This is a genomic window from Olivibacter sp. SDN3 (assembly GCF_014334135.1).
Taxonomy (GTDB): Bacteria; Bacteroidota; Bacteroidia; order Sphingobacteriales; family Sphingobacteriaceae; genus Olivibacter.
In genome coordinates this window covers 5,253,220-5,276,337 of record NZ_CP060497.1, presented here as the reverse complement: position 1 = coordinate 5,276,337, position 23,118 = coordinate 5,253,220, and the positions used below count along the sequence as shown (strand labels likewise).

Here is a 23,118-nt window from a genome sequence, read left to right as displayed (position 1 = left end):
AAAACTGAAATGAAACTTGTAAATAAATGGGCCCTTTTAAGTGTGTTGGTTATCACACTTTGGTCATGCAAAAAAGATGAAGACAAGGTGATTGTCACTACTGGAGATGCACCTGTTTTAAGTACCTCGGCACCAGAGACCTTGGTGCTAAGGCAAGATGACGCTGAAAATACCATCACGTTCTCCTGGGAGGGTTATGCCTATAGTTGGTCGGACCCCAATGTGTCAACTGATGTGCTCAATTATGTGCTCCAGATAGGTCGGTCGGGTGTTGATTTTAGATCCACTCTTTCCGAAAGATCTACTAAATCAACAAGTTTATCTTACACCATAGCAGAACTTAACGCTGCATTACTGGACTTAAGATATGAACCGGGGGTTGCCGCCAGTGTTGATATACGTTTAATTGCTTCGTTGGCACCCAATAGACCGATTTATTCCAATACGATTACCCTCCAGGTTACGCCGTATGAAGATATGATCATGTATCCATCGCTATTCTTGGCAGGTAGCTTTAACGATTGGTCGCATGCCGATGCACACCGCGTAGGTTCCGTGGAAGACGACGGTAAATATGAAGGATATGTATATTTTCCAAATGCTAATACTGAGTTTAAATTTTCTAGTCAGGCAGGGTGGGACGGTACCAATTTTGGTGATGGCGGAGAGGGAAGTCTTGATACAGATGCCGGCGCGGGAAATTTAGTAGTTGCTGAAGCCGGATACTATCTGTTAAAAGCGGATACGGAAGCACTTACGTGGTCGGCTACAAAAACTGAATGGGGCATCATTGGTGACGCAACAGGGAGTTGGGATAGCAGTACGTCCATGGACTATGATACCGAAACGGGGCTGTGGACTGTTACCGCTAATCTGTCGACCGGCGAATGGAAATTCCGGGCCAACGACGAATGGGTGATCGACCTCGGTGACAGCGACAAATCGGGTGTTTTGGCATATGGTGGTGGTAATTTTGAGATCGAAGAACCAGGTACGTATTTGATTACCTTGGATCTTCGGAATGCCGCCTATTATACCTATTCTCTGGAAATACAATAATAAATGTAAGTGGTTAAATAACAGATAAATAAAATATGACAAAAATAAAAAAGCTTTTCGCCGCCTTGTATTTCTTGTGCGCTATTCATCAGCTTTCCGGTCAGGAGCTGATCAAGCGGGTAGAACCATCAAATTGGTGGGTAGGTATGTATAATCCCGAGCTACAATTGATAGTCTACGGAAACGATATCTCAGGAGCTGAAATTGAGCTAGATTATCCCGGTGTACAAGTAGAAAAAGTTCATCGGGTCGAAAATGCCAATTACCTCTTCCTAGACTTGACCATAGCGAAGGATACCAAACCAGGTACATTTGATATCATGCTGCAAAAGAATGGCAAAACGCTTGATAGCTATACCTATAAATTGAAGCAACGGGATACCAAACTGGTAAAAGCACAAGGCATTAACAGTAGCGATTTTATCTATCTGTTAATGCCTGATCGCTTTGCAAATGGCGACCCAAAAAATGATGTCGTCGAAAATATGCGTGAAAATTCCCTTAATCGCGACTCCATGTATTATCGGCATGGAGGCGATTTACAAGGAGTTATGGATAAACTGGATTATCTACAGGACTTGGGCGTAACGGCAGTTTGGATGACACCGGTCTTGACCAATGATATGGAGCAGGCCTCCTATCACGGTTATGCGAATACCGAAAATTATCAGATCGACCCACGTCTAGGAAGTAACGATGAATACAAAAGATTAGGAGAAGAACTCCACAAAAGACAAATGAAACTAGTGCATGACGTGGTACCTAATCATGTCGGGCTGAACCACTGGACGGTATTGGATAAGCCGATGACCGATTGGGTTCATCAATGGGACGAGTATACAAATACGACCTATAAAGATCAAACGATTTATGACCCTTATGCGGCGGAGGCAGACACTAAGAAAATGACCGACGGATGGTTTGTTCCGTCAATGCCAGACATGAACCAAAGTAATCCTTTCGTGCAGAACTACATCATCCAAAGCCATATCTGGTGGATTGAATATGCGGGCATTGACGGATTTCGCATCGATACTTATCCATATAACGATTTGGACTTTATGGCGAAATGGTCTAAATCATTAAACGATGAATATCCGAATTTTACCTGTTTTGGCGAGACCTGGGTGCACGGTGTGGCGAATCAAGCATATTTTACACAAGGTAAAACCCTGGGACAACCCTTCGATACGCATCTTCAAGGGGTAACCGATTTTCAATTGCAATATGCAATCAGTGATGCCCTGAACAACAAGATGGACTGGACAGGGGGTGTAAATAAACTTTATACCACATTGGCAACGGATTTTGTTTATCAAGATCCTACGCGAAATGTGGTTTTTTTGGATAATCATGATATGAGCCGTTTCTTTTCGGTGATTGGCGAGGATATCGATAAATATAAATCGGCCATGGCTTGGTTACTAACAACTCGGGGCATTCCGCAGATCTACTACGGCGCAGAAATTCTGATGAAAAATTTCTCGGATCCCGATGGTAAGGTGCGTGACGACTTTTCAGGTGGTTGGCCAAGTGATCAAAAGGATAAGTTTTCAGTGGAAGGTAGGAGCGAAGTCGAAAATGAGATGTTTAGTTATCTCAGAAAGTTGGCCAATTATCGAAAAAATAATGCTGTACTGCATACAGGGAAATTGATACAGTTTGTGCCTGAAGAAGGAGTTTACGTTTATTTTCGGTACGATAACCAAAAAACGGTTATGATTATTATGAATACAGAAGATCAGCAGATATCCTTAAAAACCGATCGTTTTTCGGAAATGATAAAAAGCCATAAAAAGGCCTTAGATATTATGCACAATAAAACATATGATGATATTACAGCGCTCAGCTTATTACCCAAAACAACAATGATACTTGAGCTACAGTAATTTGATGACGATATAGGATATGACGCAAAACAATTTACATGGTGGCCAATTTTCAATGCCTAACGAAATACGTGCAGTAATTTTTGATCTTGATGGTGTTTTGGTAGATACGGCGGTTTTCCATTTTCAAGCTTGGAAGCGATTGGCTAATTCCCTTGGTTTTGATTTTACCCGAAAACAAAATGAACAATTAAAAGGCGTGAGTCGCAGTCGTTCGCTTGAATTGATTTTAACATGGGGAAATGTTCACAAAACGCAGGAAGAACAAGAACAGTTAGCAAAGCAGAAAAATGACTGGTACCTGGCACTTATAAATGATATGCAACCCGGAGATACGCTGCCGGGTGCGGTGGAGGTGTTGACATATTTAAGAGCGAACCATTATAAAATAGCTCTGGGCTCAGCAAGCAAGAATGCGCGATTGATTTTAAAAAATACAGGTATCGTCCATTTCTTTGATGCGGTGGTCGATGGTAACGCTGTACAAAGGTCAAAGCCCGATCCGGAGGTGTTTTTGAAAGGGGCTTTAGCTTTAGCGGTGCCAGCAGATAAATGCGTAGTAGTCGAAGACAGTCAAGCTGGAATCGATGCCGCACGTGCTGCAGGAATGCAAGTTGTTGGTTTGGGCTCCATTGATGATTTAACAGGAGCAGACTATTTAATTAGTTCTGTAAAGGAATTATTAAGTGATCAATAGTCAATGAATAGTGAAATACTGGTGATAAGGTGCTTAGGAAAACAGATGGGTGCGCAAGTGGATAAAATTACAGATAGACTTTTAAAGGAATGAAGAATTACATTATAAAAGACGAATGGAACATTATTGAAGAAGGCTTTGATGCTTCCTTGGGCAAGATCTCAGAAAGTATCTTTAGCATCGGGAATGGCAAGATGGGACAACGGGCCAATTTTGAAGAGCAATATTCAGGTGATTCCTTTCAGGGATCGTATGTAGCGGGTATCTATTATCCCGATAAAACTAGGGTGGGCTGGTGGAAAAATGGCTATCCGGCATTTTCCCATAAAGTAATCAATGCCACTAATTGGATAGGATTGAATATCGATGTTAATGGTGAAGCACTCGATTTAGGTCGGGTAAACGTTACAGAATTTCATCGTATGCTGAATATGAAAGAGGGATATCTCAAACGGACTTTCATAGCCGAATTAAATACCGGTATACGTGTAAAAATTACGGCCACACGGTTTTGCAGTATTGTTGATAAGGAAGCCGGTACTATATGTTACGAAATAACACCGTTAAATTTGGCAACTTCGCTTAAAATAAGCGTTTATCTCGATGGTGACGTAAAAAATGAAGATGCAAATTACGATGAAAAATTTTGGATCGAACGCGCAAAAAAAACATTTCAGCAAGGGGCCTTACTTACCATGGAAACCAAAAGAACCGGCTTTTGGTTGACTACAGCGATGCAATACGCTATGCAGATTGACGGCGAAATCATCGTGGCGAAAGAAAAGCAGATACTAGACGAAAAATTTGTTGCACAGGAGGTCGACGTTATACTTGAACCGGAGCAAACGCTGCGTATTTATAAATATGCAGTTAATTTGTCGTCAGAAAATTATCCAAAAGAGTTGATGGAGAATCATGCACAGCAGATTTTGCAAAAAATCGTTAAAAAGGGATATGATCAGCTGAAGATCGAGCAGGCAGCGGCTTGGAAGAATAAGTGGGAAGAAAGTGACGTGTTGATTGAAGGAGATATCGCTGCTCAACAAGCAATCCGATTTAATATTTTTCAACTTTACCAGACTTACACGGGAGAGGATGCCCGGCTAAATATAGGCCCTAAAGGATTCACTGGAGAAAAATATGGCGGTGTGACCTACTGGGATACGGAAGCATATTGTTTACCATTTTATTTAGCTACAGCTAATCAGCAAGTGGCAAGAAATCTATTGATTTACCGATATAAACATCTGGAGAAGGCTTATGAAAATGCTCGCATGCTTGGTTTTTCAAATGGTGCCGCGCTATACCCAATGGTAACCATCGATGGGACGGAGTGCCATAACGAGTGGGAGATCACCTTTGAGGAGTTGCATCGGAATGGAGCAATAGCCTTTGCTATTTACAATTATATTCGATATACAGGTGAGCATTCGTATTTGGAACAATATGGCTTGGAGGTATTGGTAGGTATCGCGCGTTTCTGGGCGCAACGTGTAAGCTGGAGTGCAGCCAAACAGCAATACATGTTATTGGGTATAACCGGACCAAATGAATATGAAAATAATGTCAACAATAATTGGTATACCAATACCATTGCTGTGTGGTGTCTAAAATATGCACGGGAAGCCATAATCTATGTGAAGGAATCGAATCCGGACAGATATGAGGATATCGCGAAAAAGTTGGATTTCCGCGAAGATGAACTGAGCTGTTGGAAAGCTATCGAAGAAAATATGTATTATCCAGAAGATCAAAAGCTGGGGATATTTTTGCAACAGGATGGATACCTGGATAAAGAACAGATTTTGGTTAAAAACCTACCATTATCAGAGCGACCGTTGAATCAGAAGTGGAGTTGGGATCGCATTCTGCGCTCATGCTTTATTAAACAAGCAGATGTATTGCAAGGATTGTATTTTTTTGAAGAGCGATATAGCGATGAGGTTATTCGCAGGAATTACGATTTTTATGAAGCGCGTACAGTCCACGAGAGTTCCCTGTCTCCGTGTGTACATGCGATTCTTGCCGCTAAACTAGGTGATGAGAAGCGTGCGTACGAGTTTTATTTGCGAACGGCCAGATTAGATCTCGACGACTATAACAACGATACGGAAGACGGCCTACATATAACTTCTATGGCAGGAAGCTGGATGAGCATTGTCGAAGGTTTTGCAGGTCTTCGGGTGAGAGAAAACACCCTTCACTTTAAACCTTTCATTCCAGAAGGTTGGCAATCATATACCTTCAGGATACGTTTCAGAAATACCATATTTCAGGTTAAGGTTTCAAAGCACGAAATTTCGATCACCAACCAATCGAGTGAAGAAAGAGATGTATTGGTTCATAATAAGCATGTGAAAGTTCCTGCTTACGGTACTTTTAAAGGTGAATTGGTAGGATGCCAGCAGATAGTTTAAATAAAAGGTATTTTTTTCTAAAATATTTGTACATTAGGTGTTACGATCAATTATGACCAAAAAATCGAAACCTTTTTTAAGTACCGGACAGCTGATTAATATGAGTTTCGGTTTCCTCGGAATTCAGATAGGCTTCGCCTTACAGAGCGGTAATGCCTCCCGTATTTTACAGACTTTCGGAGCAGATGTGGAACACTTGTCGTTATTCTGGTTGGCAGCTCCATTAACCGGTATGATTGTTCAACCCATTATTGGACATTACAGTGATAAAACCTGGACAAGGATCGGGCGTCGCAGACCCTTTTTTTTAGTGGGAGCATTGTTCACAGCTTTAGCGCTGGTGCTTATGCCTAATGCCGCCATCCTTACAACAATTTTACCCCCTTTGTTTATAGGAGCGGGATTATTAATGATCATGGATGCATCCATTAATGTGACTATGGAACCCTTTCGAGCCTTGATAGCTGATAATCTACCTAATGGTCAACGTAGTCAGGGATTTTCTATTCAGACATTTTTGATCGGTATAGGCGCAGTCGTCGGATCTTGGTTACCCTATGTGTTGGCAGAATGGCTGGATGTTTCCAAAATAGCAGCACCCGGGCATGTGCCCGACAACGTGATATTTTCTTTCTATATAGGTGCGCTGGTTCTTATTTTAACTATCCTTTGGACGGTAATCCGTACTCCGGAGTACACTCCGGAGGAGTTGTCTTCTTTTACGGAAAGTAGGGAAATACCTGCTGATCAGGAAAAAAATAAAGGCCTGCGTGATATTGTCGCTGATTTTAAGCAAATGCCAAAAACGATGAAGCAACTCGGACTCGTGCAGTTTTTTTCCTGGTTTGCGCTGTTTTCCATGTGGGTTTTTACAACACCTGCTATCGCCACACATGTGTATAATGTCGAATCCGGCGATTCTTCGTCCACTGCATTTGCCGATGCGGGCAACTGGGTTGGTGTACTTTTCGGCGTCTATAATGTGATATCAGCGCTGTATGCATTGACGCTACCAGCGATGGCTAAGCGATTTGGGCAGAAAACCACTCATGCTATTTCGTTATGTTTTGGGGGCATTGGATTGATAGCAATATATTTTATAAAAGATCCTTATCTACTATTGTTACCTATGCTTGGTATTGGAATGGCGTGGGGGAGTATATTGTCAATGCCTTATGCCATGCTATCAGCGACTTTGCCCGCAAGGAAAATGGGTGTATATATGGGGATTTTTAATTTTTTCATCACCTTTCCGCAAATTGTAAACGGTCTTTTCGGTGGATACCTGGTTAAATATGCTTTTGGCGGACACGCTATCTATGCCTTAGTACTAGCGGGGTTCTTCATGTTGTTTGCTGCGGCAGCTGCGTTACGAATCAAACACAATTCGGAGCTAGCACGAGGTAATTAGCCTATTTTTGTATATCCGGGAAGCTAAACCTCTTTGGAAACCTTCATTATTTCTTATTCATTAAATCAGTGTGTTTCATTTGAATTGATGGAAGACCAAGTAGGTGTTTTATAGGTTTATAATTCCAGATGAGTCCAGTATGAATCCAATTTTCAACTGTATTTACTGGAGTTATATTGGAGTTAATTTTGATTGAATATATTTACATATGAAAGTAGTATGGTATAAAGTACAGTTTTAGTGTTGTGAAGGATCTGTTGGTCGGTTAATAAGCGTAAACAATTTGTTTATGGGTGGTAAATTATCTAAGTTTGATCTAACTAAATTTGTTTACAGCTAAATATAGCAAATTCATGAAGGAATATGCGCAAACTTTATTGATGATGGTTATGTTGCCTATTTTTTTCTGTGCTTGTAGGGATTCAACCATGCAAGACCCTATTCCCATTTGTAGGGAGGTATCTGAAAATGTGCCCTGGACCATAAAAACTGAGGATGATACCGATAATTTAATAAATATCTATTATAATGATGGACGTCCGCAGATTTATCTAAATGGTAATTTTCGACATTTTCAGCAAGGAAATAAACTGATCTCCTTCGTAGACCAAGCCGATTCGGTAAGTATTATTGAAAATCCGTACGATAGCTATACCGGTGTCTATTACGATGTAAGCGAGGAAGATATCGAAAAACTTGTATCACTGGATATAGACAGCCTAGCAGGTTTGAAAATATATGAAGGGATGCGTTTTAGTTTAAAAAACACATTCATTTGTTTTAGGGAACGGAATAAGGTCCGTTAATTAAGGTTATTCATGTTGTTTAAGCAGCGGATACTGGAAGGTATCAAGTCAGGAAACATCTCATTGGCATTTCGCAAGTGGAAGAAAGCTTCGATAAAGAAGGAGACAGTGATCAAAACGGCTATTGGTTTGGTTGCAATTGTTGATGTGGAAGAGATAAACCCAGGTTCTATTTCGCCGGAAGACGCCATCCAAGCGGGATTTGAACAAGTAGCGACACTCCTCAAGTCGTTGGGTAACGGCACCGGAAAACTTTATAAAATTTCTGTTAAATATGCCGGAACGGACCCCCGTATACGCATGCGAGAGAAGGAGCAATTGTCGGATGAAGAGTTGGAATTGCTAAAAAGTAAAGTCGATAGGCTCGATAGTTATAGTAAAAGTGGTTATTGGACTACCGAAATACTACAAGCTATAAAAAAAAATCCTAAGTTAAGGGCTGTAGATTTGGCGCTAAAAACGGGGAGAAGTAAAGAATGGATAAAGATAAATATTCGAAAATTGAAAAATTTGGGGTTGACGATTAGCCATGAAACGGGTTATACACTTTCGCCACTGGGCGATTTTTTTCTAAATCAGCAAAGGTAATTTTCCGGAAAACACGAAGTTTTTGCCTCTTTACAGTTGATAATGAGTTGTTGCCCTGTCATCGTCTAACAAGCATCGATAATAAGTTTAGACGATTCGGAATGGCATGTGATGAAAAAGCAATTATAGGAACTAAAAGAAAGACAGTACATTGCGAAGTTACCAGTTAAAGAGCTGTACGATTGTCCCGTAACCCATCCATGTCATTATAATAACCACAGCGCCGCCAGTGATGGTGAGCCAAAGAGGTTGTTTATAACTGTTGATAATCTTTGAACGGTAAGCGGCTACTAAGATAATACCTAATGATATTGGAAGAATGAGACCGTTTAGTGCACCAACTGCTATCAATGTTTTTATAGGATGACCAATGATTGCGTATAAACTCGCTGCAGCAAGAATGAAAAAAATAGTCATATAACGTTTTAACCGTTCAATAGCCGGATGAAAACTTCGTATAAATGATATGGAAGTGTAAGCAGAACCAACCACTGATGTAATGGCTGCCGACCACATAACGAGCCCGAATAATTTATATCCCAGATGACCACTGGCGAGCATAAATATGGAGGCGGGAGGGTTCTCAGAGTCTAAAGTATTACCGGCGCTAATAACACCTAATGCTGCAATAAATAGCAATATACGCATGAGTGAGGCGATGCCAATGGCACTAACCGCGCCCCTATTGACAGCAGGTAAGTTTTGCTTGCCGGTGAGATTAGCGTCAAGTAACCTATGAGCACCGGCAAATGTAATGTAGCCACCTACTGTACCCCCCACAATGGTTAATACTGCCGTGAAACTAAATTGTGTAGGTGCTATTGTTCTCGCGATAGCTTCTCCGATAGGAGGTTGACTTTTAATGGCGATATAACAAGTTAATAATATCATTACCCCCCCGAGAAGCTTAGCGAATAAGTCCATCATTTTGCTTGCCTCTTTATAGATAAAAATTCCGATGGCAAGTACGGCGCTCAACAGCGCACCATGTTGTACGTCCCATCCGAATAAAACATTTAAACCCAATCCGGCTCCCGCCAGATTTCCAATGTTAAAAGCAAGACCTCCAACGAAGACCAAAAAAGAGAGTAGATAACCTAAGCCCGGCAGTACTTTGTTGGCAATCTGTTGGGCAGGCATTTTGGCTACCGTAATAATACGCCAAATATTTAGTTGCGCAATAGCGTCTAGTAAAATGGATAGTAAAATGACAAAACCGAAACTGGCACCCAATTGGACGGTGAAAACAGCGGTTTGCGTTAAAAAACCTGGACCTATTGCAGATGTGGCCATTAAAAAAGCAGCACCTAATAGTACACTCCAGTTGTATTTTTTCATCATGTATATGGTGCTTGAATGCTGACTCCTTCTTCTTTTAATCGATTAACAATGTATTGAGCAAATAAAAACGCATTGAGGTTGTCACTATGTAAGCAAAGTGTTTCGGCCTGTATAGGTATCAAGCGATCGTTGATCGTTGCTACTTGTTGATTTTTTACTAATAGGATTACTTGATCGATGGCTTTTTTTTCATCTGTTATCAGCGCATTTTGTTCTGTTCGGGGTGTTAAAAGACCGTTATCCTGATAGGTTCTATCGGCAAAAACTTCGGCAGCAGTTTTTAGTCCTTTCTTTTTCGCAGCCGTAATCATTTCGCTTCCCGCAAGTCCATAGATTGTTAATGACTTGTCGAAGTCATACACGGCCTGCGCAATGGCTTCTGCCAGCACAGCATCTCTTGCGGCCATATTATAGAGTGCACCGTGTGGTTTGACATGATGAAGTTTAGCTCCGGACGCTTTTATGAAACCGTAAAGAGCCCCAATTTGATATACAATGAGCTGATAAGCTTCGCTTGCAGCTATTTTTATTTCTCGCCTTCCGAAGCCTTGTAGGTCTGGCAAACCTGGATGAGCCCCTATCGCTACGCCTTTGTACTTGGCAGCAGCTACTGTTTCCTGCATAATTTGAGGATCACCTGCGTGAAAGCCACAGGCAATATTTGCTGAGCTAATGTAGTCTAATAGCAAGTGGTCATTTGGTATACGGTAATTACCAAATGCTTCACCTATATCAGCATTTAAATCGATCGACAGCATATTTAAATGATAAAGAAAACTAAGAAAACTTATATTTTAAAGCAAGGGCTACTTTCTGTAACTGTTGCTCTCGTTGAATATATAACTTTTCTGCATCATTTCGACTAATTTCACTGAAATAAATAAGATCGTTGGGTTTGAGCTGTCCGCAAATAGGCATGTCTACCGCTGCAACTTGTGCGATGCGTGGATAACCTCCAGTTGTTTGACAATCTGCCATTAACAACACCGTAGAACCATCTCCTGTTATTTGTATAGTGCCCGGTGCCACTGCAGTAGAAAGAATTTCTTTATTCACGAAACGACGAAGGGTAGGCCCTTTTAAACGGTATCCCATACGGTTGCTGTTGAGGCCCAAAGTGTAGGGTTTCGATAGAAAATCTACTACCGATTCTCCATGAAACCAAGTAAACTCCCTGCCGGGTACTATTCGTACCGTATTTTTTTTGTTAAGTAAGAAGGACTGTCGCGACAGCTTCCAGTGAGGGAAATTTAAATGGTCGCCGCTTAGATTGTGGAGTATTTTTCTTGAAACTGCTGTGAACAGTTCCTTGTTGCAGAGGATGTCTCCGCTTTCTAATGCTCTACCCTGAAATCCACCCAATGAAGCGGTTATATACGTACTCTTACTATCCATAATGTCTGGAATGTCCCACCCACCAGCAATAGAAAGATATGTTCTTGCTCCGTGAGGGGTGGCTTTGAGACTTATGATCGCTCCAGATGGTATAAACAACGGTCTTTCTCTGGGCAATATTTGTTGCCCTATTTTTAAAAGTGCACCGTCTCCGGCGTAGGCTACCAAAAGAGCTGTCTCTGCTTGAAAAGATGCTTGGGCATAAGTGAATTCTATCACTGCCTCTCTATCGGTATTGCCAACAGCAAGATTTGCTATTCGTGCCGATAGGGAATCCATGGCACCAGAATGGGGTACACCTTGAGAAAGATGAGTAAAGCGCCCCGTGTCTTGTATGGTGGTTAGCATTCCGGATTTGATTAAACGTATTTTCATAGCGATGATTACGGCTTTGAACGTTTGGCGTGAAACTCAAATTCTTCAGCACTTATGCGCTCAAAAGTTACCCGGTCGCCGGATGAAAGTAAGGAGGGGGCTTTACGTTGAGCATCAAACATCACAAGGGGTGTTCTTCCAATGATCTGCCAGCCACCGGGTGTATCTAAAGAATAAATACCTGTTTGTACTCCCGCTATACCGATAGATCCCGAAGGTATTTGAACCCGGGGACTTTTTTTTCGGGGGGTTGCGAGCGCTTTGGGTAAACCACCAAGGTAGGCGAATCCAGGCACAAAACCAATCATATGTACGTTATAAATTGCTTCAGTGTGCAGATGAATCACCTCTTGAACATCCATGTGATGTACTGCGGCGACTTCATTAAGATCGGGGCCAAAGTCTCCTTCGTAACAAACAGGAATGGTTATCTCCCGGTTGTTTTGCTCAGTACCTTTATGTGGTGTGCTTTCAAGATCTGTAATGTAATTAGAAACCTTTTCGAAACAGCTGTGACCAATTAAAGTTGACTGATGTACCTCGATTGGATCAAAAAAGGCACTTAAGCTTGTATAGGCCGGTACCGCCGAACGAAAGCCAGTAAAAGGTTGTTGTTCCAACAGTTTGCGCAGTCTGTTAATACGGTAAGATGCGTGATCGCTGATTGTTTCACCAAATGATACCGTAAGTGCATATTCACATAATGAATAAATAGAAAAACCTTCATTTATCTGTTTAGGTATTAACATGACGACAGTTTTAAATAGTTGATTATTAACATAAACCTAGATGAGTTGCTGCTTTTCACATTTTTAGTTTTTTTGTTTATGTTGGTTTCACTGGCATATGCATATTACATAAACGGTATATCATCTCTGCCAAAAGAGGCAGAAGCCGGAGTGCATTAAAGTAAACGCAAATGAAAAAAGCATTTATTCACTATGGTAGCTTTAAAGGCGTTCGTGATTATACACTAATTATCGGTTTTCATAGAACTTCTTACTTTATTGATGAAAACGTATCAAGTTTAAGGAAAAAGCTTTGTGATGACAAGTTTTTCTAACAGAAGATTTTTTCTTACAAACTAATGTCTTCCAATTCTGTATATTATTAATAATTGATATGTTGTTGTACTAAAAGAAAAAATTATGTTCAAACATACAAAGGCCTTAAGTGGTTTTTCTGTGGACGATACGGAAAAAGCTAGAAAATTTTACGAGGAAGTGCTGGGGTTGGACGTTCGTGAAGGGGCGATGGGAATACTCGAATTACATATTCAAGACAGTAATCCTATTATTGTATATCCTAAAGAAGACCATGTACCAGCAACTTACACGATACTCAACTTTCCAGTAAACGATGTAGAGGAAACAGTAGATGAGCTCACGAAAAAAGGAGTAACATTCGAAAGATATGATGGGGAGATAGCAACAGATGAAAAGGGTATTTGTAGGGGAGGAGGAGGCCCTACAATTGCGTGGTTCAAAGATCCGGCCGGCAATATTTTTTCGGTTTTGGGTTAAGGCATTATAGCAAAGAAAGCCTTTTGCATGACTGAAGTTTTATGACCGATTATTATAGTTTTTAATGCCATAATATTAACTTTGAGGAATGCAGGCATTAAATCGATTAAAAGCTATCAATATTCCCTTTGCGGTAATCTTATTGTTACTGGTTTCTTCATCTTTTAGCTCTTTTTCTCAAGAGTTAAGGTATGAGCGGGTAGAGGATATTTCTTATTACAAGGAAGAAGACCTGTCGGAGGATAAATATCGGCAGGAGAGGTGTAAGCTCGATTTTTACTATCCCACAAATAAAAAGGGGTTTTCCACAATAGTGTGGTTTCACGGGGGGGGATTAACTGGCGGTGATAAAGAAATTCCTAAAGTGTTACTAGAGAAAGGACATGCCATTATTGGTGTAGGTTATAGACTATCCCCTCAAGCTAAGGGTAAGGATATCATTGAGGATGCATCAGCTGCGGTTGCGTGGGTTTTTGAAAATATTAAAGAATATGGCGGAGACGATCGATTGATTTTTGTCTCTGGGCATTCCGCAGGCGGTTATTTAGGTATGATGCTAACGCTAGACAAACATTATTTAAAAAAGTATGGTATTGACGCCAATCGCATAGCGGGTCTAATCCCATTTAGTGGGCAAACTATTACCCATTTCACTATTCGGAATGAACAGGGAATTGAAGAGATTCAGCCTACAGTCGATCAATATGCGCCGCTATTCCACGTAAGAGCCGACGCACCACCACTTCTATTGATTACTGGAGGGCGCGAATTGGAACTCTTGGGAAGGTATGAAGAAAATGCTTATATGGCGCGAATGATGAAACTTTCTGGACACCAATCTACACAAATAATTGAACTGGAAGGATATGGCCATGACATGACCTATCCTGCGTTTCCACTATTATTAAAAGAAGTAGAGCGTAGATCGAAGGAATTATTATAAAAGATACTTATTTTTTGTTAGGGGCTTCCGAACTTTTCTTCTAAGGCAAGTACTTTGTTTAAGCGGCGTTGAAAGCGTTCATCACCATGGTACTGTGCGTTTAAATATGTAGTAACCAGTTCCCAGATCAGGGCATATCCTAATACTCTACCTCCTAAACATAAGAGATTCATATCGTCATGCTCCACTCCTTGATGTGCGGAATACGTCTCGGTTATTAAAGCAGCCCTTACTCCTTTTATTTTATTGGCTGCTATTGATACGCCGACGCCACTTCCGCAGACGGCAATACCTCTGTCCACTTCTTTACGTGAAATAGCAAAAGCTAAGGGCATGATAATGTCTGGATAATCATCTCCTGGATCGTATATTTTGGCCCCATAGTCGATTACATGGAAATGCTGATCAGCTAAATCTTTGATGAGCAGCTGTTTCTGATCAAAACCAGCGTGATCGGCTGCTATACCTAATGTTATCATTATTTATTTACTTAACGAATAATTGTTTAAAGATAAGGAATATGATATTAACTTTTATTTACATGGGATATTGTTAATGAAGAGCTATATTTTTTTTCTGTCTGCTATAGCTAAAGCATTGATGGGGTTAGAATGGAAGAGAAGATCGATATCTTCTTTGCTGAACCCTTCCTTTCGTAGAATAGGTATAAGTATTTTAAAAACAGTATCATATGGTCTAAAATTACCACCTTTTGGTTCTCCCACATGATACCACCCCGCATCGTGAGAAATTAAAGCTTTATTTAGCAGCTGATGGGCTTTCATGTCTTTTAAGAATTGCGTATATATGCCAACAGACTGCGCAGTTAAACCATCAAAGGAGACCCAGCCGCCCGCTTCGGCTACCTGTAAATGAGTTGATCTGTTTGATTCATTTTGGGCATGTATCCAAATCCAAGCGCTTGGACGCACGCCCATACTTTTGATGATGTTCATTTCCTCCAAAGCTGCTTTTCCACTGCCGGTATGTATGCCAATGGTCAAACCTGTATTTAGATGGGTAAGCGCTGCGGCTTCGATGAGTTTACGTTGAGTCTTTGTCAGAGGATGGGAGTCGACTCCTGATTTTATAAAGCCTGGTTTAATATCCGTGCCGTCAATACCATCTTCCCATTCTCCTGTCCAGTATGAAGCCAGCTTTTCTGCGGAGTCGGTATAGGTGTTTGAAGGTAAATATTTTTCCTGTGAGGCACCATAATAACCCGTGTTGGTAATAATATGTAGGTTGCTGGCTATTGCCAATTTCTGCAGTAAACGTACGTCTCTGCCTAACCATGCAGGCGTGCATTCAACCAATGTATGGCATCCTAAAGTTTTAGCTTGCTTTAAATAGGGAAGGGCTGTTTCAAATACATCGTCGCGATTATAGCGGTTGACATTGACTTTGTCGGCTCCTATAAAATCAACTAATACATGTTCATGAGGCAAAGTGAGGCCTGCTTTATCTAGTGAAATTGGCCCATTTACGGTCATGAGGAAACTGTTGGAAAAAGTATTCTTCTCCAGGTTTTTAACGGGGAAGAGCATAGGAGCGGCTAACAGTAGTCCGGAATGGATAAATTTTTTTCTGTTCATAACATTTATAACACTTTGCTCAGGATCTCGCCCGGAAGTCCTTCAATTTCACCTACCTTTTCAGTGGTAAAATTATGGTTCAATAATATCTTTTTCGAGGCCGTATTCTTTGGATCAATAACAGCAGATACTTTCTTTAATGTAGGCTGCTTGCTTGCCTTATCTAGCATAAAAGAAGCTATTTCCTTCCCATATCCCATGCCCCAGAATTCAGGTAGGATCATATATCCTAATTCTGCTTCGTGATCGTATTTAGCCTTAACTTCGAGCTTAGCTAAGCCTATAAAATGGTTACTCGAATATTCATAGACTTTAAAATTTCCAAATACGTCATGTACATCGTTGTTTTCCAATAAGTGGTTATAGTCTTTTTTAGCTTCGTCTAAGGTAATGGCTCTTTCGGTAATCATAGCCATTACTTCTAGGTTGCTTACCAGTGAATAGTATGCATCGAAATCTCCGGCATTAAATTTTTCTATATAGATTCGGTATGCCATATCCCGCTATTAAATGTAAACGACACTGATTTTTATTTCTAATGTAAAAGCTCTTTTGCTTTTAAATGATCAAATATAATCTGATCTACAGGAGAAACTTGGTATCTGTTGTCATAACTAAGCCATACGACTTCTTCTATTTCAGTGGCAGCCTGTAGTTTGCCTTCATAGGAGCCAGTATAACAGCGCATGTTAACAAATGTTCCTTCAGGATGACCGTGCGCTTGCGCTCGGAATTCTCCAAAAAAGCAGATAGAAGATGGGATTAATTGTATGGTTAGTTCCTCCCGAATTTCACGAATTAATGCCTCGGTATCTGATTCACCACTTTCTCTCTTACCTCCGGGGATATAATATACATTCTTCCCTTTACTTCGTGTAGATAAGATTTTATAGTTTTTTATCTCGATTAGCGCTAATTTGTCTATCATACTATACTTGATTTACTAGTGGATGTGCAAAAAAGTATACTAAGATAAGTGATGCTGATAATAAAACGGATAAATATAGTAAACGAAAAATGGATATTTTTGGGTGAAGCATTCATTTGTCAATATTTTGTCATGTTTGTGGTTTAAAGGATGTTTTATTGTTGAAAATGCTGAAATGTTTTAGCTTTAAATATAAGCTAAATTTTAATATAAAAATTAATAACCAATGAACCGACTATCCATTACATTAACATTGCTGTTAGGCTTTTTATTGATAAGTAGTTGTAACGCCGTAGAGCATGAAGAAACAAATCAAACAGATCTACATCGGGCTCAGACTACCCTAGATGCTATTTATAAGCATTATGGGGTAAAGGATATTTCCTTACTGCGCGAAAATTATCCCTTTGACGAAGCATATAAAGCGAGTTATCTAGCAACCGACGAACAAGGAGAAGAACCAAACAAATATGCTTATTTGTGGCCTTATTCAGGTACGTTCTCGGCGGTTAATGTGCTGCTTCAGACTACAGGCCAAAAAAGATACCACGTTTTATTGGATGAAACTATTTTGCCAGGCTTAGAACATTATTTTGATAATAAAAGAGCGCCAGCGGGATATGCTTCATATATCGGTACAGCTCCAGCTTCTGACCGTTTTTATGATGATAATATCTGGCTAGGGATAGATTTTACGGAGCTTTATGCGCATACCGAAGAACAAAAATACCTAGACAAGGCGAAAGTGATATGGGATTTTGTAATGAGCGGGATGGACGATAAGCTTGGTGGTGGCATTTATTGGTGTGAGCAGAAAAAAACGTCAAAAAACACTTGCTCCAATGCGCCAGCAGCTGTACTGGCACTGAAGCTATTTCAAGTAACAGGCGATAGTGTTTATTTTTCTCATGGAAAGGAATTATACGAATGGACGCAGCAACAGTTACAGGATAATTCGGACTATTTATATTTTGACAATGTAAGTCTCGACGGAAAAATCGGAAAAGCGAAATTTCCTTACAACAGTGGGCAAATGCTGCAGGCTGCGGCACTGCTTTACCAACTTACAGGCGAAAATCATTATTTAACGGAAGCACAAAATATTGCTCAATCGAGTTACCAATACTTTTTTTCGTCGTTCGAAACCGAGGACGGTCAACAATTTAGGCTATTGAAAAAAAGTGATGTGTGGTTTATCGCCGTGATGTTAAGAGGTTTTGTAGAACTGTATAATGTTGACCAAAATAAGACATATATTTCGGTATTTAAAGAAAATCTTACTTATGCATGGAACCATATGCGGGAGGAAGATGGACTTTTTAACAAAGATTGGAGTGGACAAGAGAAAGAAGAAAAAAAATGGGTACTTACGCAGGCTGCTATGGTGGAGATGTATGCCCGACTAGCTGGAATTGCAATATAGATTGCGACAGTGAACGGTAAACTTCATCACATTTATAAACCAATCCCTGTTTTCATTGTTTGTAAGGGAACGGTCGATCAGCAGAGAGCCATTATATGTCGGTAACTTTAAAAACATATCAGAAAAAGAGAAATTTTAATAGTAGTTTGGAACCAAAAGCCGGTGCCGGAAAACGCCAGGGTAAGCGTCTACGTTTTGTTTTGCAGCGGCACCATGCTTCCCGGTTACATTACGATTTCCGCTTGGAAATGAAGGGAGTGCTTAAGAGTTGGGCGGTACCTAAAGGACCATCACTCAACCCGTCTGATAAACGTTTAGCGATGATGGTAGAAGACCATCCCTACGATTATATTAGGTTTGAAGGAGCGATACCTAAAGGTAACTATGGCGCGGGTACCGTATATGTTTTGGATAGAGGTACTTATAACAGTACCGAAGAGAATGGCGTGGGAGAAAAGGCCTTACTTCGTTCTCTGGAAGAGGGCAATATCAAAATTACACTGAAAGGCAAAATACTGAAAGGAGAATTTGCTCTCGTTAAAATGCAAAACAGTGATGATAATGCCTGGCTACTGATTAAACACCATGACAAATATGCGGTTAGCGATAAGTTTAATTTGGAAGACTTGGTTCCGAAGGAAATAAAGGAAGAGGGCATTGCTTTTAAAAAAGAGCACACTGAAAAATCTGATCAAAAGACTGGAAAGAAGCGAAAAAAAAGTCCAATACCTGATCAGGGAACGGCGCTGATTAATTTGCAAAAACTGGACGGACCTATGTTGGCAACGCTTCAGGAAAATTTGTTGGAAGACCCCGATTGGTTATACGAACAGAAGCTGGATGGGTACAGGATTATGTCAATAATAGATAAAGCAGTTATTCTTCGTACGCGAAACGGCATAAATTACAATAAAAAATTCCCTTCCATTGTCCAAGCTTTAAAAGAAGTTAAACACATGGCTGTATTAGATGGTGAAGTAGTTGCCGAAGATGAAAATGGTGACCATGTTTTTCAAACCCTACAACAGCATGCAGAAGAAATTGATTACACGCTAAAATACTATATTTTTGATTTATTGGCACTTAATGGCTATGACCTCCGCGAACTTCCCTTAGCGGATCGTAAGGAACTTTTGGTTCTTCTTCTAGACAAAGTGCGTCATCCCCAAATTGCTTTATTACCTTATTCGCTAGAGAAGTCTGAAAAAATGATAGCAAAAGCAAAACATATGAATTGGGAGGGTATTATCGCAAAAAAAATAGATAGCCGATATCTATCCGGCAAGCGTTCATCCCTTTGGCGGAAGCTGAAGATAAGAAGTTCACAAGAGGCAATTATTGTAGGCTTTACGTCACCGGAAGGGAGTAGGAGTTATTTTGGAGCATTGGTGTTAGCGGTTTATGAAGAAAAGCAATTGATTTATATAGGTAATTGTGGTACAGGGTTTAAAGATGTTATTCTTCAGGAGCTCTATAAGGAAATGAAACAAATAGAAGTCAAAAAGAAACCTTTTAATAAAAATATTACCGTTCAGAAGGAAAAAAAAGTTACTTGGATAAAACCAAAAATCATATGTGAAGTATATTATAGTGAATGGACGGCAGACGGACGCTTGCGACATCCAGTGTATAAAGGTTTGCGTCCGGATAAAAAGAAGGAAATGGTGAAACAGGAAAAACCAATAACAGGAAGAGAAAACGATATAACCCGTAAATTCGGTCGTAAAACACTGATTTTAACCAATCAGCAAAAATTATACTGGCCGAAAGATTCCATTAGCAAAGGTGATCTGGTAGATTATTATGAGCAAATGGCCACTTATATTCTGCCATACATTAAAGACCGACCTTTGTCGCTGCATCGTTTTCCTAATGGAATAAATAAGTCTGGCTTCTTTCAGAAAGATTTGGAGATCGATCAGATTCCCACATGGATAAAAACAACACCGATATATGCTGAAAGTGTTGAAAAAGAAATTGATTACCTTGTTTGTAATGATGTAGCCAGCTTATTGTGGATGGTGAATTTGGGCTGTATTGAGATCAACCCTTGGATGAGCACTTACCGTAAACAGGAGCAGCCGGTATTTGCCGTGCTTGATATTGATCCAAATGGAGTAGATTTTACCAAAGTAATACAAGTTGCTTTAACGGCAAAGGGTGTGCTAGATTCGGTTGAAGTAAAATCGTACATCAAAACGTCTGGATCAACCGGTTTACATATATTTATACATCTTGGTGCAAAGTATGATTATACGATTGCAAAAAACTTTATTCAATTATTGGCAGAATTGGTTCATGAACAACATGCTGATGGTACCAGTTTGGAGCGCAGTCCATCAAAACGTAAAGGAAAAATTTATCTTGACTATTTGCAGAACAGGAAAGGGCAAACGATCGTCTGCCCATATTCCGTTAGACCAAAACCGGAGGCCCCAGTATCTGCACCTTTGCATTGGGAAGAGGTTTCGTCTGACTTGGACATAAGAAAATTTACCTTACATAACATGCCTAAACGGGTAACCAATGAAAATCCATGGCAAGCTATTTTTAACCAGTCTGTTAATCTTAAAACCGCACTGAATAAATTAAGCTAAACTAGCTTTTAGTTTGTTCAGTAGATCTGCACTTTTGGTATTCTCAATTTTTATTTTACGGATGGTAGGATGTTTGCCCTTCGCTTTTGCACGAATAATTTTCATTAAGTCCTTACTATATTCATCTTTATATTTTTGCATCTCTAGAGGGGCCGTATGACGTTTAATCAGTTCCACTGCCATATCTATTTCTTCGTTCTTGATTTTAAGATTACCAGGAAGTTTTAAGTCATCAACAGCTTTAACTTCTTCATGAAAACGAAGTTTATTCAACAATAGCATATTACCCTGGGGTTTTATGACAGCCAAATTATCAGTAGAGCGCATGACAAAAGTGGATAAACCCACTGTTTTCGTTTTCAGAAGTGCACGAAGTAGTAGGCGATAGGCTTTTTCACCTCCCTTTTGAGGTTCTAGATAATAAGGAGTATCGTAATAGATACTGTCAATTTCAGTGCTTTTCACGAACGATTGTAAATTGATCAATTTATTTTTTTCCGGACTCGCTTCCTCAAAATCAGCGTCTTCCAGAACAATATACTTATCTTTGAGAAAATAGCCTTTCACGATATTGTCCCAGTCAACTTCTTTTCCTGTATTTTCATTGATACGTTTATAGCGTATCCGTGATTGATCTTTTCGGTCCAACATGTCTAGATCAGGCCTGCTGGCTGTTGTTGCGCTGAATATTTTAATTGGTATATTTACCAGTCCAAATCCAATGGCTCCGGTCCAGATAGCTCTCATATGACAATTTTTATCTTCCTTGGTACAACATTCAAAAAGGAATACTGTTTGTTAGTGGCGTGAAGACTATGTTGACAAAAGGATAAATATGGTGTTTGTTAATTGTAAATTAACATTTAGATAACATTTAGAAAAATATATTCGCTTATTTTTGGCGTAAAGGTCGAAAATTTGAAAGCACTTCCGTTCAATAGTGGGTGCCCTATAGCAATGTTCACAGCTAAATGGATAAAGGATGATAGATGTACGAAATAAACCCCTGTTTTTAAAAGAAGTTCCTCAGGATGTGTCGCATTTTTTAGAGGCGCCGACACCTAGCGGAAGTTATCCATACGAGTTGGATATCAGTCAGGTGACTGGAAACGTGCAGGCGATTGATAGCAGGATGCTGTTTCATATGGTTGGTGATACCGGTAGCCTTAGACATTCTGATTTTCAACAACTTGTGGCCAATGAGTTGGCTTTACAAATAAATAATGGTAGTGAAAAAGGTGCTGTGCCCTCCTTTCTTTTCCACTTGGGTGATGTTGTCTATAACCATGGAGAAGTGCAGGAATATCCCAGACAATTTTTTGTGCCTTACGAAATATATCCGGCACCTATTTTTGCATTAGCGGGTAATCATGATGCCGATATAAATCCCATAACCGAACGACCGTACGAAAGTCTATACGCATTTAGAAAAGTGTTTTGTGATACGAAGCCGCGGGAGATTGCGTTTTCAGGAGGAAGCACGAGAAAAAGTATGATACAGCCGCATGTCTTTTGGGTATTAAAAACCCCTTTGGCCAATTTCATCGCTCTTTATTCTAATATACCGAAGTTTGGATATATCCCGGAAGAACAAAAGAGCTGGTTTATAGATCGCTTAAAAGAGGCTAATAAAGAAAGACCCAACAAAGCATTGATTGTATGTTTACATCATGCGCCTTACAGCGCCGACACGAATCACGGCTCCAGTAAAAATATGATTCAATTTCTCGAAACGTCTTTTTTAGAGGCCGATGTCAGACCGGATATTGTTTTTAGTGGGCATGTGCATAATTATCAGCGTTTTAGTAAGCAATATCCTGATGGTACAACAGTACCTTTTATTGTAGCAGGAGCAGGGGGATATGCCGATTTGCATCGAATAGCACAAACGGACGATAATTTAGCGGAAGATGATGACCCAGTTTTCGATGGCGTGCAGTTAGAAAATTATTGCGATGATCGATACGGTTTTCTAAAGATTGCTATGGAGAAAACAGCTGGTGGATTACAATTAATAGGTCAATATTATACGATACCGAAGAATGCGTTACAGCTTAAAAATTGGGATACGGAACTTTTTGAACAGTTCCGTATCCCAATAATTCATCGGGAATGCTCCGTGCAATAAGTA

Annotated in this window: 22 protein-coding genes; 13 read left to right on the top strand and 9 right to left on the bottom strand. The window is 40.1% G+C overall.

Features of this window, described 5'->3' with window-relative positions; genetic code table 11:
• Nucleotides 1-9 precede the first annotated feature (9 nt).
• The 7 genes from H8S90_RS22270 (at nt 10) to H8S90_RS22240 (ending at nt 8,867) form a co-directional block, all read left to right on the top strand.
• Complete coding sequence (locus tag H8S90_RS22270; protein WP_187339988.1) at nt 10-1,059, top strand: SusF/SusE family outer membrane protein; 1,050 nt, start codon at nt 10-12, stop codon at nt 1,057-1,059.
• 35 nt (nt 1,060-1,094) lie between these two features.
• Nucleotides 1,095-2,948, top strand: a complete 1,854-nt coding sequence (locus tag H8S90_RS22265; RefSeq protein WP_187339987.1) for a glycoside hydrolase family 13 protein — start codon at nt 1,095-1,097, stop codon at nt 2,946-2,948.
• Nucleotides 2,949-2,967: 19 nt separating this feature from the next.
• The gene (pgmB, locus tag H8S90_RS22260) at nt 2,968-3,645 is read left to right on the top strand and encodes a beta-phosphoglucomutase (protein ID WP_255501699.1); all 678 of its coding nucleotides are present in this window, start codon (nt 2,968-2,970) and stop codon (nt 3,643-3,645) included.
• An 89-nt stretch (nt 3,646-3,734) separates the two neighbouring features.
• A complete protein-coding gene (locus H8S90_RS22255; RefSeq protein ID WP_187339986.1) occupies nt 3,735-6,062 on the top strand; it encodes a family 65 glycosyl hydrolase domain-containing protein in 2,328 nt (775 codons plus the stop codon).
• A gap of 52 nt (nt 6,063-6,114) precedes the next feature.
• Nucleotides 6,115-7,473 (top strand): MFS transporter, encoded by a 1,359-nt coding sequence (locus H8S90_RS22250; RefSeq protein WP_187339985.1) that lies wholly within the window; start codon nt 6,115-6,117, stop codon nt 7,471-7,473.
• Nucleotides 7,474-7,826: 353 nt separating this feature from the next.
• Nucleotides 7,827-8,279 carry a hypothetical protein gene (locus tag H8S90_RS22245; RefSeq protein ID WP_187339984.1) on the top strand — a complete coding sequence of 151 codons (453 nt, stop codon included), beginning with the start codon at nt 7,827-7,829 and terminating at the stop codon, nt 8,277-8,279.
• 12 nt (nt 8,280-8,291) lie between these two features.
• Nucleotides 8,292-8,867: a hypothetical protein gene (locus H8S90_RS22240; RefSeq protein WP_187339983.1), complete on the top strand. Its 576-nt coding sequence runs from the start codon at nt 8,292-8,294 to the stop codon at nt 8,865-8,867.
• Nucleotides 8,868-9,026: 159 nt separating this feature from the next.
• On the opposite strand, the gene H8S90_RS22235 is transcribed toward H8S90_RS22240, so the two are convergent.
• Genes H8S90_RS22235 through pxpB form a run of 4 tightly spaced genes read right to left on the bottom strand, consistent with a single transcriptional unit; the run spans nt 9,027 to nt 12,727 of the window.
• Nucleotides 9,027-10,208 (bottom strand): NRAMP family divalent metal transporter, encoded by a 1,182-nt coding sequence (locus H8S90_RS22235; RefSeq protein WP_187339982.1) that lies wholly within the window; start codon nt 10,206-10,208, stop codon nt 9,027-9,029.
• Nucleotides 10,205-10,966 carry a LamB/YcsF family protein gene (locus H8S90_RS22230; RefSeq protein ID WP_187339981.1) on the bottom strand — a complete coding sequence of 254 codons (762 nt, stop codon included), beginning with the start codon at nt 10,964-10,966 and terminating at the stop codon, nt 10,205-10,207. The genes H8S90_RS22235 and H8S90_RS22230 overlap by 4 nt, the downstream gene beginning before the upstream one ends.
• Before the next feature lie 19 nt (nt 10,967-10,985).
• Nucleotides 10,986-11,978, bottom strand: a complete 993-nt coding sequence (locus tag H8S90_RS22225) for a biotin-dependent carboxyltransferase family protein (protein WP_187339980.1) — start codon at nt 11,976-11,978, stop codon at nt 10,986-10,988.
• An 8-nt stretch (nt 11,979-11,986) separates the two neighbouring features.
• Nucleotides 11,987-12,727, bottom strand: a complete 741-nt coding sequence (gene pxpB / locus H8S90_RS22220; protein WP_187339979.1) for a 5-oxoprolinase subunit PxpB — start codon at nt 12,725-12,727, stop codon at nt 11,987-11,989.
• Between the two features lie 170 nt (nt 12,728-12,897).
• Between pxpB and H8S90_RS22215 the strand changes: the two genes are divergently transcribed.
• The 3 genes from H8S90_RS22215 to H8S90_RS22205 all read left to right on the top strand — a co-directional run bounded on the left by H8S90_RS22215 (nt 12,898) and on the right by H8S90_RS22205 (nt 14,444).
• Nucleotides 12,898-13,041, top strand: coding sequence for a hypothetical protein (locus tag H8S90_RS22215; protein ID WP_187339978.1), 144 nt, complete (start codon nt 12,898-12,900; stop codon nt 13,039-13,041).
• 85 nt (nt 13,042-13,126) lie between these two features.
• Nucleotides 13,127-13,501, top strand: coding sequence for a VOC family protein (locus tag H8S90_RS22210; protein WP_187339977.1), 375 nt, complete (start codon nt 13,127-13,129; stop codon nt 13,499-13,501).
• A gap of 88 nt (nt 13,502-13,589) precedes the next feature.
• Complete coding sequence (locus H8S90_RS22205) at nt 13,590-14,444, top strand: alpha/beta hydrolase (protein WP_187339976.1); 855 nt, start codon at nt 13,590-13,592, stop codon at nt 14,442-14,444.
• 17 nt (nt 14,445-14,461) lie between these two features.
• Here H8S90_RS22205 and H8S90_RS22200 read toward each other — a convergent pair whose 3' ends face one another.
• From H8S90_RS22200 to H8S90_RS22185, 4 genes are all read right to left on the bottom strand, one after another.
• Nucleotides 14,462-14,923: an RpiB/LacA/LacB family sugar-phosphate isomerase gene (locus H8S90_RS22200; RefSeq protein ID WP_255501698.1), complete on the bottom strand. Its 462-nt coding sequence runs from the start codon at nt 14,921-14,923 to the stop codon at nt 14,462-14,464.
• Nucleotides 14,924-15,007: 84 nt separating this feature from the next.
• Nucleotides 15,008-16,039 carry a phosphotriesterase gene (locus H8S90_RS22195; protein ID WP_187339975.1) on the bottom strand — a complete coding sequence of 344 codons (1,032 nt, stop codon included), beginning with the start codon at nt 16,037-16,039 and terminating at the stop codon, nt 15,008-15,010.
• Between the two features lie 5 nt (nt 16,040-16,044).
• Nucleotides 16,045-16,536: a GNAT family N-acetyltransferase gene (locus H8S90_RS22190; protein WP_187339974.1), complete on the bottom strand. Its 492-nt coding sequence runs from the start codon at nt 16,534-16,536 to the stop codon at nt 16,045-16,047.
• 38 nt (nt 16,537-16,574) lie between these two features.
• Entirely contained in the window at nt 16,575-16,967 is a 393-nt protein-coding gene (locus tag H8S90_RS22185) for an NUDIX domain-containing protein (RefSeq protein ID WP_187339973.1), read from the bottom strand.
• 226 nt (nt 16,968-17,193) lie between these two features.
• Between H8S90_RS22185 and H8S90_RS22180 the strand changes: the two genes are divergently transcribed.
• Both H8S90_RS22180 and ligD read left to right on the top strand, forming a co-directional pair.
• Nucleotides 17,194-18,390 (top strand): glycoside hydrolase family 76 protein, encoded by a 1,197-nt coding sequence (locus H8S90_RS22180; protein WP_187339972.1) that lies wholly within the window; start codon nt 17,194-17,196, stop codon nt 18,388-18,390.
• 95 nt (nt 18,391-18,485) lie between these two features.
• Nucleotides 18,486-20,987 carry a DNA ligase D gene (gene ligD, locus H8S90_RS22175; protein WP_187339971.1) on the top strand — a complete coding sequence of 834 codons (2,502 nt, stop codon included), beginning with the start codon at nt 18,486-18,488 and terminating at the stop codon, nt 20,985-20,987.
• Here ligD and H8S90_RS22170 read toward each other — a convergent pair.
• Entirely contained in the window at nt 20,979-21,734 is a 756-nt protein-coding gene (locus H8S90_RS22170; protein ID WP_187339970.1) for a Ku protein, read from the bottom strand. The genes ligD and H8S90_RS22170 overlap by 9 nt on opposite strands.
• 235 nt (nt 21,735-21,969) lie before the next feature.
• On the opposite strand from H8S90_RS22170, the gene H8S90_RS22165 reads away from it, so the two are divergent.
• Nucleotides 21,970-23,115, top strand: coding sequence for a metallophosphoesterase (locus tag H8S90_RS22165; RefSeq protein WP_187339969.1), 1,146 nt, complete (start codon nt 21,970-21,972; stop codon nt 23,113-23,115).
• The last annotated feature ends 3 nt before the right edge of the window (nt 23,116-23,118 follow it).

Excerpts from the sequence above, each read along its gene's own strand:
- H8S90_RS22270 (WP_187339988.1), top strand. The coding sequence starts at position 10 with ATGAAACTTGTAAATAAATGGGCCCTTTTAAGTGTGTTGGTTATCACA.
- H8S90_RS22265 (WP_187339987.1), top strand. The coding sequence starts at position 1,095 with ATGACAAAAATAAAAAAGCTTTTCGCCGCCTTGTATTTCTTGTGCGCT.
- pgmB (WP_255501699.1), top strand. The coding sequence starts at position 2,968 with ATGACGCAAAACAATTTACATGGTGGCCAATTTTCAATGCCTAACGAA.
- H8S90_RS22255 (WP_187339986.1), top strand. The coding sequence starts at position 3,735 with ATGAAGAATTACATTATAAAAGACGAATGGAACATTATTGAAGAAGGC.
- H8S90_RS22250 (WP_187339985.1), top strand. The coding sequence starts at position 6,115 with ATGACCAAAAAATCGAAACCTTTTTTAAGTACCGGACAGCTGATTAAT.
- H8S90_RS22245 (WP_187339984.1), top strand. The coding sequence starts at position 7,827 with ATGAAGGAATATGCGCAAACTTTATTGATGATGGTTATGTTGCCTATT.
- H8S90_RS22240 (WP_187339983.1), top strand. The coding sequence starts at position 8,292 with ATGTTGTTTAAGCAGCGGATACTGGAAGGTATCAAGTCAGGAAACATC.
- H8S90_RS22235 (WP_187339982.1), bottom strand. The coding sequence starts at position 10,208 with ATGATGAAAAAATACAACTGGAGTGTACTATTAGGTGCTGCTTTTTTA.
- H8S90_RS22230 (WP_187339981.1), bottom strand. The coding sequence starts at position 10,966 with ATGCTGTCGATCGATTTAAATGCTGATATAGGTGAAGCATTTGGTAAT.
- H8S90_RS22225 (WP_187339980.1), bottom strand. The coding sequence starts at position 11,978 with ATGAAAATACGTTTAATCAAATCCGGAATGCTAACCACCATACAAGAC.
- pxpB (WP_187339979.1), bottom strand. The coding sequence starts at position 12,727 with ATGTTAATACCTAAACAGATAAATGAAGGTTTTTCTATTTATTCATTA.
- H8S90_RS22215 (WP_187339978.1), top strand. The coding sequence starts at position 12,898 with ATGAAAAAAGCATTTATTCACTATGGTAGCTTTAAAGGCGTTCGTGAT.
- H8S90_RS22210 (WP_187339977.1), top strand. The coding sequence starts at position 13,127 with ATGTTCAAACATACAAAGGCCTTAAGTGGTTTTTCTGTGGACGATACG.
- H8S90_RS22205 (WP_187339976.1), top strand. The coding sequence starts at position 13,590 with ATGCAGGCATTAAATCGATTAAAAGCTATCAATATTCCCTTTGCGGTA.
- H8S90_RS22200 (WP_255501698.1), bottom strand. The coding sequence starts at position 14,923 with ATGATAACATTAGGTATAGCAGCCGATCACGCTGGTTTTGATCAGAAA.
- H8S90_RS22195 (WP_187339975.1), bottom strand. The coding sequence starts at position 16,039 with ATGAACAGAAAAAAATTTATCCATTCCGGACTACTGTTAGCCGCTCCT.
- H8S90_RS22190 (WP_187339974.1), bottom strand. The coding sequence starts at position 16,536 with ATGGCATACCGAATCTATATAGAAAAATTTAATGCCGGAGATTTCGAT.
- H8S90_RS22185 (WP_187339973.1), bottom strand. The coding sequence starts at position 16,967 with ATGATAGACAAATTAGCGCTAATCGAGATAAAAAACTATAAAATCTTA.
- H8S90_RS22180 (WP_187339972.1), top strand. The coding sequence starts at position 17,194 with ATGAACCGACTATCCATTACATTAACATTGCTGTTAGGCTTTTTATTG.
- ligD (WP_187339971.1), top strand. The coding sequence starts at position 18,486 with ATGTCGGTAACTTTAAAAACATATCAGAAAAAGAGAAATTTTAATAGT.
- H8S90_RS22170 (WP_187339970.1), bottom strand. The coding sequence starts at position 21,734 with ATGAGAGCTATCTGGACCGGAGCCATTGGATTTGGACTGGTAAATATA.
- H8S90_RS22165 (WP_187339969.1), top strand. The coding sequence starts at position 21,970 with ATGATAGATGTACGAAATAAACCCCTGTTTTTAAAAGAAGTTCCTCAG.